Raw genomic sequence first — 15,487 nt, 5'->3', positions numbered from 1 at the left:
CCGGTCAGGCGTCGAAGTCGTACTCCAGGACGTAGGAGGCGGCGTCGAGGATCATCTCGTTGAGCTCGACGACCTGGCCCTCGTCGGCGAAGGCGGTGCGGCAGATCAGGATGACCGGGGTGCCGGCGGAGAGTTCGAGGCGGGTGGCCTCCTCGGCGGCCGGCATCCGGGAGCGGACCTCCTCGCGGAAGTGCACGGGCTTGGCGCCGATCTCGGCCAGCCGGGCGTAGGTGCCGCCGGGGCCGGTGTCCTCGCGGGTGATCGCGGTGCCGGCCACCAGCACGGCCGGGAGGTAGGAGGTGGAGAGCAGCACCGGCTTGCCGTCCAGGACGAAGCGGCGGTGCCGCACGCACATCGGGGCACCCGGTTCCACCCCCAGCACCCGGGCCACGTGCTCGGGCGCGCCCCGCTCGGTGACCGACACCTGGTCCACCACCAGGCAGCGGTTGTCGATGTCCGCGGACCATATCGACCGGCCCGAGCCCCACTGCCCCTGCGCCAACCGCTGGATGCCGCGCCGGCGCAGCGGCCGGAAGTCCCGGACGAACACCCCCGCGCCCTTGCGGGCCTCCGCGATGCCCTCGCTCTGCAGCACGCCGAGCGCCTGACGGGCGGTCATCCGGGCCACCCCGTACTCGTCCATCAGGTCGTTCTCGCCGGGCAGCCGATCGCCCGCCCGGTAGCGGCCGGAGTCGATGGCCGCCTTCAGGGAATCGGCGATCCGCTGGTACTTGGGCTGTTTGTCGCCACCGCTGCCGTTCATCGCCGCTCCCTCTCCCTCGGATGAATCGTAAGCGCGCCCGCGGTCGCTGATAAGGAGATACGACCGTTGACATCTCTAGAGATATTAGCTTCTCTAGAGATGTCTGCCAGTCGCTGACCGAGCGAAGGAGCAGTGCGGTGAGCACCCGACAGCGCAACGCCCCGGCCTACCGGCCGCACGTGGGTGAACTCGTCCTCGACCGGAGGACCGGACGCACCGGCATCTACATGGACACCATCGGCGGCGAGTACTACCTGCGCCCCGAGCACGGCGGTCGGGAATGGGCCGCCGAACCCCACGACGTGACACCCGCCCCCGAGCCCCGCGATTCGGCTGAATGCGATCAGCCCCGGTAATTGCGGATGAATCCACGCAAACCACGGCATTCGACCCCGGGTAATCCCCCCGGTGAATCCGGAATTCCGGAACGTCCGGCGCGCGCCGCCGGGCACGTTACGGATGACGGCGGTCACCACGCGTGCACGGGGGGCGGGAATCGGCCACCGATGGACCCGCACACGAATTGGCACGTGCATCACCGACAGTGCCCCCACGCCCGGACGGGGGCGCGGGGGCACTCGGCGGAGACCTCTTACGGGTGGCCGCCGACGATGCTCTCCGGCTTGAGCGGACCCCCCGGCGCACCGACGGGCTCGTCCACGTACTCACCCTCGTCACCGAACGAGCCGTTCTCGAACGCGGCCTTGTCGGCATCGGTCGGCGCGGTGTACCCGGTCGGGTTCGAGGCTGCGGCGACCGCACCCTCGACAGCCTTGCCCGCCTCCACAGCGGCGGCCGGAGCCTCGGTCTGCGTCGCGGTCTGCGGCGTCGACGGCACCGGGGTCTCGCTCTGGTCATTGGCCATTGGGCGGCCGCCTTTCGGTCATCAAATGTGTTCGGCCCGACCTCCGTGGCGCGGGCGCGCGGACAGTATCGTAGGGTTGATTAAATGTCCGATAAACATCGTGCGGCTTGCGGTGCCGTCCGGCAGAGTCGGCCGTCCGCCTAAGCTGAAGCACCACACGGCGGACCGCCGAGCGCCCTTTCACAGAATCGACACCAGAGGCCATCGGGGGACTTCATGGAGTTTCGGGAGACGCCGCAGGCCCCTGCGCTGCGCTTCCAAGTCCTCGGTCCGGTCCAGGCCTGGCTCGACGGAAAACCCCTCTCCCTCGGATCCCCCCAGCAGCAAGCGGTTCTGACGACCCTTCTGCTGCACTCCGGGCGCCCGGTCACCACCCAGGGCCTGGTCGACGCGCTCTGGGGCGACCGCCCTCCGGCCCAGGCCGTGGCCGCCCTGCGCACCTACGTCTCGCGGCTGCGCTCGGTCATCGAGCCCCGGCGGGAGGTGCGCCGCCCCGCCGAGCTGCTGGTCTCGGTCGCCGACGGCTACGCCCTGCGCATCCCGGGCGAGGCCCTCGACCTGTCGGTCTTCGAGCGGCTCTTCACCGAGGCCTCGGCCGCCCGCACCTCGGGCGACAAGCACGAGGCGCACCGACTGCTGGCACAGGCCCTGGACCTGTTCAGCGGCCGTCCGCTCACCGGAATCCCCGGCCCGTACGCCGACACCCAGCGACTGCGCCTGGCCGAGCGTCAGGTCGCCGCCGCCGAGGAGCTCTGCTCGGCCGCCCTCGACATCGGCCTGCACGCCGAGATCGTCGTCGAGCTCAACAACCTGACGGCCGAACACCCGCTGCGCGAGCGCCTGCGCGAGCTGCTGATGCTGGCGCTGTACCGCTGCGGGCGCCAGGCCGAGGCGCTCGGCGTCTACACCGACACCCGCAAACTCCTGATCGAGGAGCTCGGGGTCGAACCGGGCACCGGCCTGTCCCGGATGCACAACCGCATCCTGGCAGCCGACCCGGCGCTGGCCGTCCCGGTCGTCCCGGCGTCGGCCATCCACGAGGACGGACCGGCCTCCCCACCGGCTCCCGCCCAACTCCCCGCCGACGTATCGGACTTCAGCGGACGCTCCGAACTCGTCGACGACCTCTCGACGGTCCTCATGAACGCCACCGGCCAGGCCGTGGTGGTGACTTCACTGGCAGGCATCGGCGGCGTCGGCAAGACCACCCTCGCCGTCCACGTCGCCCACCGTGTGCGCACGGAGTTCCCGGACGGGCAGCTGTACGTCGACCTTCGTGGCGCCGGTGCGTCACCGGCCGATCCGGCCGTGGTCCTGGGCGACTTCCTGCATGCGCTCGGCGTCGCGGAGAACCCCGACTCGCTCGACCAGCGAGCGGCCCTCTACCGCTCGCTGCTCGCCAGCCGGCGGATGCTCATCCTCCTCGACAACGCGCGCGACGCCGAACAGATCCGGCCGCTGATCCCCGGGGTCTCCGGCTGCGCCGTGCTCGCCACCAGCCGCTCCCGGCTGGCCGGGATCCCGGGCGCCCAGCTGTTCGACGTCGAGGAGCTGACCCCGGCCGAAGCGCTGGCGCTGTTCTCGGCCATCGTCGGCGAACACCGGGTCGCCGCCGAACCCGAGGCCGCCATGAAGGTGGTCACCGCCTGCGGGTTCCTGCCGCTGGCCGTCCGCATCGCCGCCGCCCGGCTGGCCAGCCGACCGCGCTGGAGCGTCTCCGACCTGGCGAGTCGGTTAGCCGATCAGCGGCGGCGACTGGACGAACTGCAGCTCGGCAACCTCGCCGTGGAGACCACCATCGGGCTCGGCTACGGACAGCTGTCCGTGGACGAGGCCCGTTCCTTTCGGCTGCTCGCCCTGATCGACTCGCCCGACATCCCGCTGGCAGCCGCCGCGGCGATGCTCGGTGTGGACGAGTACACCGCCGAGGACCTCGCCGAGGCCCTGGTCGAGGCGAACATGCTGGAGTGCTTCGCCCCCGGCCGCTACCGCTACCACGACCTGCTCCGGCTCTACGCCCAGCGGAAGAACGAGCGGATCGGGGACGTCGACGAGCAGGAGCGGGCCGTTCAGCGGTTGCTCGGCCTCCTGATCCCGACCGTCCGCAACGCGGCCCAGGTCATCGAGCCGGACGACCCGCGTCCCGTGCTCCTGACCGCCCTCACCTCACCCGGCCTCGATCTGCCGACGAGCCAGGCCGCGCAGGATTGGATCCGCACCGAGGGCTCGTTGCTGCTCAGCGCCATGGCCGCAGCGGCGAGCGGGCCCCGATCCTCGCAGCACGCGGCGATCGACCTGCTCATCCTGCTGTACGGTCTCGGCCCGGATCCCACTCACGGTCCGCAGGTGCGTCCGATCCTGGAAACCATCTGCCGCAACGCGGAAGCCCGCGGCGATTCGGCCGTACTCGCCAGAGTGCACTTCGCGTTCGGCACCCTGCAGTCCGCCACCAGCGACTTCCAGAGCTCGGAGCAGTCGTTCCGGCGCAGCCTGGACCACCAGGCGGCGAAGGAGCCGACCATCCTGCTCCTGGCCACGGCGAACATGCTGGGCGTGATCCTGAACCTGGGCAACCGTCCGGCCGAGGCCCTGCTGTTCCTGGAACAGGCCCGCGCCACCAGTCAGGCCGTCGGGGCGCCCGTCCTCGAAGCCCGCATCGTCAGCAACATGGCCCGGGTGCAGCAGCGGCTCGGCATGACCGAAACGGCGATCAAGTCGGCCGGGGACGGAGTCACCGCCGCACGGACGTCAAAGAACGGTCCGCTGCTCGCCCAGACCCTTTACCAACTCGGCGTGGTGCTCTCCTCCAGCGGAGACCCCGGAACCGCCGTCGATCACTTGAGTGAGGCCCACCAGCTCTACCAGTCCCAGCGCAACGCCCTCTGGGAGGGCTACACCCTGGCCCGGCTGGCCTCCGCCCTGCTCGTCGCCGAGCAGCCGGCCGAGGCCGCCGAGGCGGCCGGCGGCTCCCTCGCGATCGCCCAGGAGCTGGGCTCCGCCTACTGCCAGGGCCTGGCGAACGCCGCCCTGGGCGAGGCGCTGCTCGCCCTGGCGCAGCCGGCCCGTGGGCTGGCCTGCCTCCAGGAGGCGCACGCCATCTTCACGCGGCTCGGTGTGCCGGAGGCCTCCCCCGTGGCGGACCTCATCTCCCGACAGCACACCGAGCCCTTCTCATCTCCCCCCGCGCCGTGAGGCCTCCGCTCCCCCGCGGAGCACCTCCCCCGATCTGCGCGTCGGCGCCCCCGCAGCCCCCCGGCTGCGGGAGCGCCTTCAACGCTTCCCCGGCGCTGGGCTCCACTGTGCACCTCGCCGATTGACGTTCGATAAACGCCCGATTGTCAGTCCGCGCACCGGCAGAGCCGCAGGTCAGCGCCGCCACCCCGGCGCGCCATCCGGCGTGCGGGGCCGGCCGCACCACCCGACCCGCACCCCCGTGCTTCCGCGGACCCGGTCCAGATCGGCCCAAGCATGACGAGTTGGCCGGAAAGGGACCCCATGGCGCAGTGATCACGCATATTCTCAGATGCCAGTACGCACACGAGTGTCTGCCGGCAACGTGTCGGGGTGCAGGCCGTCTGTGTGATGCGGGGAGCGTGACGTACCGCCACCGGCAGCGGCCCAGGAGGCTGCGGAGGAGCCGACCGGAGGCCACGGGTGGAAGGGTGCCCCTCAACGTGACGACCGGACAGATATCCGACGCGTTCCCCGTCGGCGAGGACGCCGGCGACGACGGTCCCGACGTGCGACGACGCCGGGCGGCCCGGGCCCTGCAGGCGGTCGCCTTCGACACCATCGGGGCCTGCTACGGCGAGGCGTTCCCGGCCAAGGACGGCCAGCTGGAGTGCGGGCGGATGCTGCTCGCCGAGCTCGAACCCGGGGCCCGGGTGCTGGACGTGGGCTGCGGCACCGGCGAGCCGACCGTCCGCCAGCTGACCGCCGGCGGGCTGCGGGTGACCGGGATAGACCTCTCCGACGGGATGCTCACCCTGGCCCGGCAGGCCCGGATCACCGGTCCGCACCCGGCCGAGTTCCACCGCATCGACCTGTACGATCTGGCCACCGAACGGGCCGACCGGGTCTGGGCGGCGCCCGGGCTGGGGCCGGCCGGCCGCGGCCGCTTCGCCGCGATCACCGCCTTCTTCTCGCTGATCCTGCTGCCGCAGGACGAGATCCCGACGGTGCTCGGGCGGCTGCGCGAACTCCTCCGGCCCGGCGGACTGCTGGTGCTCGGTATGGTCGAGGCGGACCTGGATCACGTTCCGCTTCCGTTCCTTGGCAGAGAGCTGCGGATCAGTGGGTATCTGAGGGAGGATCTGGAGCGGGTTCTGGTCGCGGCCGGTTTCGCCGTCGAGGAGTGCTCGGGGCATCCGTACGCGCCGGCCAGTACCACGCTGCCGCCGGAGGAACAGTTGTTCCTGTGCTGTCGACGCGTCGGCTGACCGACCGCAGGACCAGCACAGCCCACCGACCAGACCTCCCGACCACACCGATTCCAGGACAGGCAGCCGTGCGCGACCAGCTCAAGACCGAGGCGGAGCAGCCGCCCGCCGTCCCGGGCCAGCGCAGCGTGGTCCCGTCCAGGGTGCCCGCCCCGGTGAAGCCGCCGGCCGCCCGGCCGGACCACGCCCGGCCGCCGGAGGGGGCCGCGGACGGAGTGGCGGACCGCCTCGCCTACCTCGACGCGGCGACCCGGCGGATCAACAGCGCCCTCGACCTGGCCGCGACCCTGCGCAACATCGGCCGGGTGCTGGTCCCGACCCTCGCGGACGCCGCCGTCGTGCACCTGCGCGACCCGCTGCCCAACGTCGAGCGCGAGCCCGGCTTCCCGGACGAGCTGCGGATCCACCACAGCACCGGCACCCGGATCGGCCGGCGCGGTCGCAAGAGCGGCGCGGACGACCGGCACCGCTCCCGCTTCGGCTCCCGCTCGACCGCCGACTCCGGCCCGGCCACCCCGGTCACCCGCGGCGGCCCGCTGGCGCACATCCTGCTGAGCCGCCGCCCGGCCGAGTCCGCCGTCCTCGGCACCCCCGCCGCCGAGCGCACCGAGGCGCTGCTGCGCGAGCTGTACGGCACCCGCGGACTGGCCCGGCTGGCCGCCGGGACCTCGGTGGTCGCCCTGCCGTTGCGCGGCCGCAAGGCCGTCCTCGGTCTGCTGGTGCTGATCCGCCGTCCCCCTGAACGCACCGGCCGACCGGCCTTCGACGCGGCCGACACCGCGACCGCCGCGCACCTGGCGACCCAGGCCGGGCTGGCGGTGGACACCGCGCTGCGCTACGCCCGCGAGTGGGAGATAGCCAACGAACTCCAGCGCAGCATGCTCCCGTTGCGCCTGCCGCAGTCGCACGGCGTCCGGCTCGCCCAGCGCTACCTGCCCGGTGAGCGCGGCGCCCAGGTCGGCGGCGACTGGTACGACGCGGTGCCGCTGCCCGGCAACCGGGTCGCCCTGATCGTCGGCGACGTGATGGGCCACTCGCTCACCTCGGCCGCCATCATGGGCCAACTGCGCACCAGCGCCCAGACCTTGGCCGCTCTCGACCTGCCGCCGCACGAGGTGCTCTACCACCTGGACGAACAGGCCCAACGGCTCGGCCGGGAACAGCACCTGGCCACCTGCGTGTACGCGGTGTACGACCCGATCGCCAACCGGGTGGTGCTGGCCAACGCCGGGCACGTCCCGCCGGTGCTGGTCCGGCCGGACGGCACGGCCGAGTTGGTGGAGCTGGACTCCGGGGCGCCGATCGGGGTCGGCGGGGTGGACTTCAACTCGGTCGAGCTGCCCGCGCCGCCCGGGTCGGCGCTGCTGCTCTTCACCGACGGCCTGGTGGAGACCCGCACCCGCCCGCTCAGCGACGGCCTGGAGGTGCTCCGTTCACGGATCGAGTCCGCCCGCTGGCAGTCCCCCGAGCAGCTGTGCCAGGAGGCGCTGCGGATCCTGCCGCCCGGCGACCGCGGCGACGACATCGCCCTGCTGGGCGCCTGCTTCGACGGCATCCCGGCCGGGGACGTCGCCCACTGGTACCTCCAGCCGCGCAACGAGACGCCCGGCCGGGCCCGCCGGCTGGCCGCGCACACGCTGCGCCGCTGGGGGCTGGACGAGCTGAGCGAGGCGACCGAGCTGATGGTCAGCGAGCTGGTGACCAACGCCGTCCAGCACGCGACCCGGCCGGTCACCCTGAGCCTGGTCCGGACCGCCCGGCTGCGCTGCGAGGTCGGCGACGACAGCCCGCTGCTGCCGCGCCCGCGCCGCACCGGCCCGGAGGACGAACGCGGGCGCGGGCTGCAGATAGTGGCCCGGTGCGCGGACCGCTGGGGCGCCACCCGGCTGGGCACCGGCAAGGTGGTCTGGTTCGAGCAGCGGCTGCCGCAGTAGCGGAGCGGGCCCGGCGGGGTCCGCCGGGCCCGCCGCGGGTCACACCTTCACCGGCTCCTCGGCCCGCTCCCGGTCCCGCTCCAGCCGGGCTATCAGCTGCTCGCCCTCCATGTCGACCTTCGGCACGACCCGCTCCAGCCGCTTCGGGAACCACCAGGCCGCCTTGCCGAACAGCGCCATCGCGGCCGGCACCAGGGCCATCCGCACCACGAAGGCGTCCACCAGCACCCCCACCGCGAGGGCGAAGCCGATCGGCTGGACGATCGGGTCGTGGCCGAGGACGAAGGCGCCGAACACCGAGATCATGATCAGCGCGGCCGCCGTCACCACCCGGGCGCCGCCCTTCACCCCGCCGACGACCGCCTCGCGCGGCGCCTTGCCGTGGACGTACTGCTCCTTCATCCCGGAGACCAGGAACAGCTCGTAGTCCATCGCCAGCCCGAACAGCACGCCGATCAGCAGGATCGGCACGAAGCTGACCACCGGGCCGACCTTGGGCACGTCGATCAGGCCGTCCAGCCAGCCCCACTGGTAGACCGCGACCACCGCGCCGAGCGAGGCCAGGATGCTGAGCAGGAAGCCCAGCACCGCCTTGAGCGGCACCAGCACCGAGCGGAAGGCCAGTGCCAGCAGCACCAGGGCGATGCCGACGATCACCGCGACGAACGGCGGCAGGGCCTGGCCGAGCTTGCTGGAGACGTCGATGTTGGCGGCGGTGGTGCCGGTGACGGCGATGCTCGCGCCGGTCGCGGTCCCGATCCCGGCGCGCTGGTCCCGGATCTCGCTGACCAGCGCCTCGGTGGCCTTGTCGTCCGGGCCGGTCTTCGGAATGACCGGCACCAGGGCGGTGCCGCTGGCCCGGTCGACCTTCGGCGGCAGCAGGGTCTGCACGCCCTTCAGGCCCTGGAGCCGGCCGGCCACCTCCTGCACCGCCTGCTCCGGGTGCGGCGCGCCGTGGGCGTCCACGACCACCACCAGCGGCGCGTTGAAGCCCGGCCCGAAGCCCTCGCTGACCAGGTCGTACGCCTTGCGGGCGTCCGTCCCGACGGCCTGCGAACCGCCGCCCGGCAGGCCCAGGTTGAGGCTCGCGGCGGGCACCGCCATGGCGCCCAGTCCGGCGAGGCCGACCAGCAGCACGGGCAGCGGGCGGCGGACCACGAAGCGGGCCCAGCGCTCGCCCAGGGTGACCTTGCCGTGGGTGGTCAGCGCCCGCTTCCAGATCGGCAGCCGGTCGATCGCCCGGCCGGTGAAGCCCAGCACCGCGGGCAGCAGCGTGATCGCGACCAGGACGGCCACCACGACGGCGCCGGAGGCGGCCAGGCCCATCACGGTGAGGAACGGGACGCCGGCGACGGCGAGTCCGGCGAGCGCCACGACCACGGTCAGACCGGCGAAGACGACGGCGCTGCCGGCGGTCGCGGTGGCCCGGGCGGCGGACTCCTCGGGCTCCAGCCCCTCGTCGAGGTGGCGGCGGTAGCGGAACAGGATGAACAGCGCGTAGTCGATGCCGACCGCGAGACCGACCATCAGTGCCAGCACCGGCGCGGTGGTGATGATCTCGAACGAGCCGGTCAGCGCGAGCAGGCCGGCCATCGCGACGGCGACGCCGACCAGTGCGGTCAGCAGCGGCAGCCCGGCCGCGACCAGGGTGCCGAGGGTGATCACCAGCACCACCCCGGCCACCACCAGGCCGATCGCCTCGGAGCCGCCCTCGATCTGGGCGAACTTGTTGTACGCGTCGCCGCCGAAGGCCACGTCCAGCCCGGCCGCGCGGGCCGGTTCGGCGGCGGCCCGGACCGCGTCGCGCTGCTCGTCGGTGACCTCGGCGAGCTTGTGGTCGAAGGAGACCAGCGCGATCGCGACCTTCCCGTCCGGGGAGACCGCGCCGGTGGCGTACGGGTCGGGCACCGCGGCCACGCCCGGGACGTGGGCCATCCGGGCGACGGCCTCGCCGACTGCCCGGCCCGCCTCGGGCGAGCTGACGCCGCCCGGCGCACCGGCCGCGAACACCACCTGGGCGGAGCCGTGGCCCTGCTCGGGGAAGGTGCCCTTGATCCGGTCCAGGGTGGCCTGCGCCTCGGTGCCCGGGACCTTGAACTCATCGCTGGTCTTGCCCGCGAACGCGCCCGCGGCTCCGCCGATCGCGATCAGCAGCGCGATCCAGACGGCCAGCACGGCGCGCCTTCTCCGGAAGCAGTGGCGGCCCAGTCGGTACAGGTACGTGGCCAAGGTCTGACCCCTCGCGGTGCGGTCGGCGGACAGGCGGGTGCCTGAGCGAACCCCTCCACGGTAGACGCAACTTTGTCACCTGACAAAGTTGATCGACCAGATCGATCGACGCAGTTGCCCGACCATGGCGCTACTCTGGCTGAATGGCTCATGTCCCCGCCTCCGAACGCCGACCGCAGCTGGTCCGGGCCGCGATCGACCTGATGACCCGGGAAGGGGTCTCCGCCGGCAGCACCCGCGCGATCGCGGCCGAGCTGGGCGTGGCACAGGCGACGGTCCACTACACCTTCGGCACCAAGAAGGACCTCTACCGGGCCGTCGTCGAGGAGGTCGCCGCCCAGTTCATCGGCCAGGTGCGGGCCGCCTCCCCGGGTGACGGCCCGTTCGGCGAGCAGATCCGCACCCTGGTGCACGCGCTCTGGGACGCCGCCACCGGCGAGGAGGGCCGCTGCGTCCTGCTGAGCGAGTTCGGGGCGCTGGCGATGCGCGACCCGGACGTACGGGAGATCATGCTCGGACTCCAGCGCGCCATCGAGGGCACCGCCGCCGAGATGCTCGCCACCCTCGCCACCGCCCACGGACTGACCCCGGCGCTGCCCGCCGAGCGGATCGCCGTCCACTTCCTGAGCGGCTTCGACGGCCTGACCGCCCGCCACCTGATCCGGCAGCAGCCCGGCGAACAGCCCGACCGGGAGACCCTGGAGGCGCTGGACCTGCTGGTCGCGAGCACGGTCGGGCTCTGCCTCGGCGAACCGGCCGACCACACCGGGCCCGGGACCGAAGCCGGAGGCGGGACCCCGACCCGGCCGAGCACCCGGACCTGAGCCGAGGACCCGGGTCCGAGCCGAGGACCCGGGCACGAGCCGGGGGCCGGTGCCTAGGCCGGGGCCGGCTCCTCGCCGCCGACGATCCGGACCGGAAGGTCCGCCAGCACCTCCCGCAGCGCCGCCGCGAAGCGCTCGTACTCGGGGCTGCGGGCCGAACCGGGCCGGGTGGCCAGGCCGATCCGGCGGCCGGGCGCCGGGGCGGCGAAACGGACGGCGGCCAGCCGGTCGGTGCGCCCGGCCTCGACGTCCAGCGCGGTGGCGGGCAGCAGGGTCACCCCGAGCCCCCCGGCGACCAGTTGGACCAGGGTGGACAGGCCCGCCGCGCGGGTGGTGGCGCCGGCCGGGTCGGCGCCGACCTCACGGCAGATGTCCAAGGCCTGGTCGCGCAGGCAGTGGCCCTCCTCCAGCAGCAGCACGTCCAGGTCGAGCAGCGCGTCGCGCGGGACGTCGATGCGCCCGGCGAGCGCGTGCCCGGCCGGGGTGACCAGCACGAAGTCCTCGTCGAACAGCGGGATGTCCCGGGTCGGCGAGGAGCCGCCGGCCGGGAGCGCGAGCAGCAGGACGTCCAGCCGTCCGGCGGCCAGGCCCTCCAGCAGCGAGGGGGTGCGCTCCTCGTGGACGTGCAGCTCCAGCTCCGGGAAGCGGTCGCGGACCAGCCGCAGCACGGTGGGCAGCAGGTACGGTGCGACGGTCGGGATCACCCCGAGGTGCAGCGGCCCGGTGAACGGGCGGCGGGCGGCCTCGACCTCCTCGGTGAGCGCCTGCAGGGAGGCGAGCACCCGGCGCGCGTGATCGCGCACACGCTCCCCCAGGGGAGTGACGATCACCTTGCGCGTCGTACGCTCGACCAGCTGCGCACCGAGCGACTCCTCCAGCGCGGCGACCGCCCCGGACAGCGCCGGCTGACTGGTCCCGGTCGCGGCGGCGGCCTCCCGGAAGTGCCGGTGCTCGGCGACCGCCACGAAGGCCTTGAGCTGGGCCACCGTCGGGGTGCGCGGGCTGCGGACTGTGGCGCTCCCCACAGCGGGCTCGGGTTTGCCGGCGGCGGCCCTGCGGGGGCCGGGGCGGGGCGAGGGCGATTCGGTACTGATAGCAATCTCCGATCAGACACATCCAGTCTAGCTATTTCCCTGATCAGTCCACGATGTGGAATTGTGGATGGCGTCCGGAATCCGGACAAACCTCCCCGCAGTCTCACTTCAGGAGAAGCGAACGTGCTCACGATCGGTGACAAGTTCCCCGAGTTCGACCTCAAGGCCTGTGTCGACCTGGATGCCGCGAGCGCCTTCGCCGACATCAACCACAAGTCCTACGAGGGCAAGTGGAAGGTCGTCTTCTTCTGGCCGATGGACTTCACCTTCGTCTGCCCGACCGAGATCGCCGCGTTCGGCAAGCTGAACGACGAGTTCGCCGACCGCGACGCCCAGATCCTCGGCGTCTCCGGTGACTCCGAGTTCGTGCACCACGCCTGGCGCAAGGACCACAAGGACCTGCGCGACCTGCCCTTCCCGATGCTGGCCGACGTCAAGCACGACCTGATGCGCGCCTGCGGCGTCGAGGGCGAGGACGGCACCGCCCAGCGCGCCGTGTTCATCGTCGACCCGAACAACGAGATCCAGTTCGTCATGGTGACCGCCGGCTCCGTCGGCCGTAACCCCAAGGAGGTCCTGCGGGTGCTGGACGCCCTGCAGACCGACGAGCTGTGCCCGTGCAACTGGACCAAGGGCGAGGACACCCTCGACGCCCAGGCCCTGCTGGCGGGCTGACCCATGGCCCTCGACGAGCTGAAGGCCGCCCTCCCGGACTACGCCAAGGACCTCAAGCTCAACCTGGGCTCGGTCATCGGCAACTCCGACCTCCCCGCCCAGCAGCTCTGGGGCACCGTGCTCTCCTGCGCGATGGCCACCCGCAGCCCCGGTCTGCTGCGCGAGCTGGAGCCCGAGGCCAAGGCCAACCTCTCCCCGGAGGCGTACACCGCCGCCAAGGGCGCGGCCGCGATCATGGGGATGAACAACGTCTACTACCGGACGCTGCACCTGCTCTCCGACAAGGAGTACAGCACGATGCGGGCCGGTCTGCGGATGAACATCATCGGCACCCCCGGCGTCGAGAAGATCGACTTCGAGCTGTGGTGCTTCGCCGTCTCGGCCATCAACGGCTGCGGCCAGTGCCTCGACTCGCACGAGGCCGTCCTGCGCAAGGCCGGCGTCGAGCGCGAGGTCATCCAGGCCTCGATGAAGATCGCCGCCGTGCTCCAGGCCGTGGCCGCCGTCCTCGACTCCGAGGCCGCCCTCGCCGTCAACGCCTGACGCACCCGGTACCCCTGACGGGGCCCCTCCGCTCGCCGGAGGGGCCCCGTCGGCGTTCTCCCGGCGGCGGGGCGGCCCAACTCCGCTACAGTGCAAGGCGATCCGTGCACGACCTCCGGACCGAGGGGAACCGCAGTGCCCGAACTCCCCGGCTTCCGGGTCGACCCCGCCGCACTCCACCGGGCCGCCGCCCGGGCCGGTGAGACGGCGGCCCCGATCCCGGACCAGGCCAGGGCCGTCCTCGACGCGTCCCGGCAGGCCGCCGCCGGACTGCGCGCACTCCGCTGCGGCGGCGCGCTCGACGACTGCACCGACGCCTGGCACCGGCTGCTGACCGACCTCCACGCCACGATCGGCCGCCACGCCGGGCGGCTGGAGACCGCCGCCCACCACTACCGGGACGCCGACCGCTTCCCGGGCGCCGACCAGCGGACCGGGCCCGCCCCGACCCCGGAGCAGCGGCGGAACTTCGTCCGGCACTTCGGCTAGGCCCTCTCCTGTGGAGCCCCTCCATGGACCTCGCGACGCTGCGCGACACCGACTTCGCCCTGCTGCACGGCGCCGCCGACGCCTACGACCGCCTGCGCGACGACGTCGGACGGCACCTGGAGAACTGGCGCACCGGCGTCGACCACCGGATCGCCGCCGACTGGAGCGGCCACGCCGCCGACGCGGCGGCACCGTCCCTCCGGCTCACCACCGGCGAGCTGACCGCGGCCCGGAGCGGCACCGGGCAGATCGGCCGGCTCCTGCGGACCGGCGCCGACGCCCTCCTGCTCGCCCAGTCCGCCCTGCGCAAGGCCCTCGCCGACGCGGGGGACGCCGGCCTGTCGGTCGACGAGCACGGCACGGTCGGCTGGGGGCCCGCGTCCGCCGCCGACCGGCACGACCCCGACCACCGGCGGACCAGCGAACACGCCGCCCGGCTCCTGGCCGCCCGCATCGCCGCCGCCCTCGCCGAGGCCGACGCCGTCGACCGGGCCGTCGCGGTCCGGCTCCGGCACTACACCGCCCGCGCCCACGACGGCACCGGCCTCGACCCGGCCGCGGCCGACCGGGACCGCCTCGACCCGGCGCTGGCGCTACGGCCCGTGCTGGACGCCGCCGTACCGGGCGCGGACGCCCCGCCGGCCGAGGTGAACGCCTGGTGGCGGAGCCTGCCCGCCGACCGGCGGCAGCGGCTGATCGAGGACCGTCCCGACCTCGTCGGCAACCGGGACGGCATCCCCGCCGCCGACCGGGACCGGGCCAACCGGATCCTGCTGCCGGAGCTCATCGCCGCGTACGAGCGGAGCTCCCCCTCCTGCGACCCGCACCACGGCCTGAAGCTGGACGGGTACCGCACGATCGCCGAGCGGCTGCGGCGGACCGACGGGACGCGACCGCCGGTCCTGCTGCTCGGCCTCGGCGAGCAGGGCCAGGGCCGGGCCGTCCTCTCCTTCGGCGACCCCGACACCGCCCAGGACGTCACCTCCCTGGTCGGTGGCCTGGGCACCACGCTGCGGCGCATCGGCGGCGGCGACGCGGACCGGGCGAAGGCCGTGCACGACGCGGCCCGGCGGGCCGACCCGACCCGCAGCACGGCGTCCGTCGCCTGGCTGGGGTACGACGCGCCGCTCGGGCCGGCGGAGGCCGGCACCGTCGGGCGCGCCCGCGCCGGCGTCGAGGCCTACCGCCGCTTCCTCGAGGGGCAGCGCGTCACCCACCGGGGCGCTCCGGCCCACGTCACCGCCGAGGGCCACAGCTACGGCTCCCTGCTGGTCGGCCTCGCCGCGCAGGGGCCGACCGGGATCGCGGCCGACGACGTCGTCCTCGTCGGCAGCCCCGGCACCGGCGCCCGCCACGCCTCGGAGTTCTCCGTGGGAGCCGGTCACACCTACGTCGGCGCCGCCTCCTGGGACCACGTCTCCCACCTCGGCTGGTACACCGGGGACCCGGCCCGCGCTGCCTTCGGCGCCCACCGCTTCGCCGTCGCCGGCGGCTCCCCCGACTTCACCGCGCACTCCTCGTACTGGGACGACGGGCCGCACGACGACCACACCTCGGTCGACAACATCGGCAGGATCGTCAGCGGCCACGGCGACCGGATCAGGCCCGCGCCGGGGCGCGGCGGCTGACGCC

13 protein-coding genes are annotated in these 15,487 nt (G+C 73.4%); 9 read left to right on the top strand and 4 right to left on the bottom strand.

Annotated elements, in window-relative coordinates; genetic code table 11:
- Window positions 1–4 precede the first annotated feature (4 nt).
- Window positions 5–763 carry a GntR family transcriptional regulator gene (locus AB0O91_RS10260; protein ID WP_363429939.1) on the bottom strand — a complete coding sequence of 253 codons (759 nt, stop codon included), beginning with the start codon at window positions 761–763 and terminating at the stop codon, window positions 5–7.
- A 137-nt stretch (window positions 764–900) separates the two neighbouring features.
- Here AB0O91_RS10260 and AB0O91_RS10255 point away from each other — a divergent pair, with 137 nt between their 5' ends.
- Window positions 901–1,119: a hypothetical protein gene (locus AB0O91_RS10255; RefSeq protein WP_363429937.1), complete on the top strand. Its 219-nt coding sequence runs from the start codon at window positions 901–903 to the stop codon at window positions 1,117–1,119.
- A 236-nt stretch (window positions 1,120–1,355) separates the two neighbouring features.
- Here AB0O91_RS10255 and AB0O91_RS10250 read toward each other — a convergent pair whose 3' ends face one another.
- On the bottom strand, window positions 1,356–1,628 hold the full coding sequence (locus AB0O91_RS10250) for a hypothetical protein (protein ID WP_363429935.1): 273 nt from the start codon (window positions 1,626–1,628) through the stop codon (window positions 1,356–1,358).
- A gap of 216 nt (window positions 1,629–1,844) precedes the next feature.
- On the opposite strand from AB0O91_RS10250, the gene AB0O91_RS10245 reads away from it, so the two are divergent.
- The 3 genes from AB0O91_RS10245 (at window position 1,845) to AB0O91_RS10235 (ending at window position 8,001) form a co-directional block, all read left to right on the top strand.
- Entirely contained in the window at window positions 1,845–4,820 is a 2,976-nt protein-coding gene (locus tag AB0O91_RS10245) for a BTAD domain-containing putative transcriptional regulator (RefSeq protein WP_363429933.1), read from the top strand.
- A gap of 482 nt (window positions 4,821–5,302) precedes the next feature.
- Window positions 5,303–6,067, top strand: coding sequence for a class I SAM-dependent methyltransferase (locus AB0O91_RS10240; protein ID WP_363429931.1), 765 nt, complete (start codon window positions 5,303–5,305; stop codon window positions 6,065–6,067).
- A gap of 68 nt (window positions 6,068–6,135) precedes the next feature.
- Window positions 6,136–8,001 carry an ATP-binding SpoIIE family protein phosphatase gene (locus tag AB0O91_RS10235; RefSeq protein ID WP_363429929.1) on the top strand — a complete coding sequence of 622 codons (1,866 nt, stop codon included), beginning with the start codon at window positions 6,136–6,138 and terminating at the stop codon, window positions 7,999–8,001.
- Between the two features lie 39 nt (window positions 8,002–8,040).
- On the opposite strand, the gene AB0O91_RS10230 is transcribed toward AB0O91_RS10235, so the two are convergent.
- Window positions 8,041–10,230, bottom strand: a complete 2,190-nt coding sequence (locus AB0O91_RS10230) for an MMPL family transporter (RefSeq protein WP_363429927.1) — start codon at window positions 10,228–10,230, stop codon at window positions 8,041–8,043.
- A gap of 143 nt (window positions 10,231–10,373) precedes the next feature.
- Between AB0O91_RS10230 and AB0O91_RS10225 the strand changes: the two genes are divergently transcribed.
- Complete coding sequence (locus tag AB0O91_RS10225) at window positions 10,374–11,054, top strand: TetR/AcrR family transcriptional regulator (RefSeq protein ID WP_363429925.1); 681 nt, start codon at window positions 10,374–10,376, stop codon at window positions 11,052–11,054.
- 53 nt (window positions 11,055–11,107) lie between these two features.
- On the opposite strand, the gene AB0O91_RS10220 is transcribed toward AB0O91_RS10225, so the two are convergent.
- Window positions 11,108–12,079: a LysR substrate-binding domain-containing protein gene (locus tag AB0O91_RS10220; protein WP_363429923.1), complete on the bottom strand. Its 972-nt coding sequence runs from the start codon at window positions 12,077–12,079 to the stop codon at window positions 11,108–11,110.
- A 192-nt stretch (window positions 12,080–12,271) separates the two neighbouring features.
- Between AB0O91_RS10220 and AB0O91_RS10215 the strand changes: the two genes are divergently transcribed.
- The 4 genes from AB0O91_RS10215 to AB0O91_RS10200 all read left to right on the top strand — a co-directional run bounded on the left by AB0O91_RS10215 (window position 12,272) and on the right by AB0O91_RS10200 (window position 15,483).
- Window positions 12,272–12,823, top strand: coding sequence for a peroxiredoxin (locus tag AB0O91_RS10215; RefSeq protein ID WP_363429921.1), 552 nt, complete (start codon window positions 12,272–12,274; stop codon window positions 12,821–12,823).
- A gap of 3 nt (window positions 12,824–12,826) precedes the next feature.
- Window positions 12,827–13,366 (top strand): alkyl hydroperoxide reductase, encoded by a 540-nt coding sequence (locus tag AB0O91_RS10210; protein WP_363429919.1) that lies wholly within the window; start codon window positions 12,827–12,829, stop codon window positions 13,364–13,366.
- 135 nt (window positions 13,367–13,501) lie between these two features.
- Window positions 13,502–13,855: a type VII secretion target gene (locus AB0O91_RS10205; protein ID WP_363429917.1), complete on the top strand. Its 354-nt coding sequence runs from the start codon at window positions 13,502–13,504 to the stop codon at window positions 13,853–13,855.
- Window positions 13,856–13,878: 23 nt separating this feature from the next.
- The gene (locus tag AB0O91_RS10200; RefSeq protein WP_363429915.1) at window positions 13,879–15,483 is read left to right on the top strand and encodes an alpha/beta hydrolase; all 1,605 of its coding nucleotides are present in this window, start codon (window positions 13,879–13,881) and stop codon (window positions 15,481–15,483) included.
- The last annotated feature ends 4 nt before the right edge of the window (window positions 15,484–15,487 follow it).

The sequence above is a fragment of the Kitasatospora sp. NPDC089797 genome (assembly GCF_040684795.1).
Classification (GTDB): Bacteria; Actinomycetota; Actinomycetes; order Streptomycetales; family Streptomycetaceae; genus Kitasatospora.
The sequence above is the reverse complement of the archived record's forward strand: the minus strand, read 5'-3'. Positions and strand labels throughout refer to the sequence as shown.

Excerpts from the sequence above, each read along its gene's own strand:
- AB0O91_RS10260 (WP_363429939.1), bottom strand. The coding sequence starts at position 763 with ATGAACGGCAGCGGTGGCGACAAACAGCCCAAGTACCAGCGGATCGCC.
- AB0O91_RS10250 (WP_363429935.1), bottom strand. The coding sequence starts at position 1,628 with ATGGCCAATGACCAGAGCGAGACCCCGGTGCCGTCGACGCCGCAGACC.
- AB0O91_RS10245 (WP_363429933.1), top strand. The coding sequence starts at position 1,845 with ATGGAGTTTCGGGAGACGCCGCAGGCCCCTGCGCTGCGCTTCCAAGTC.
- AB0O91_RS10225 (WP_363429925.1), top strand. The coding sequence starts at position 10,374 with ATGGCTCATGTCCCCGCCTCCGAACGCCGACCGCAGCTGGTCCGGGCC.
- AB0O91_RS10210 (WP_363429919.1), top strand. The coding sequence starts at position 12,827 with ATGGCCCTCGACGAGCTGAAGGCCGCCCTCCCGGACTACGCCAAGGAC.
- AB0O91_RS10200 (WP_363429915.1), top strand. The coding sequence starts at position 13,879 with ATGGACCTCGCGACGCTGCGCGACACCGACTTCGCCCTGCTGCACGGC.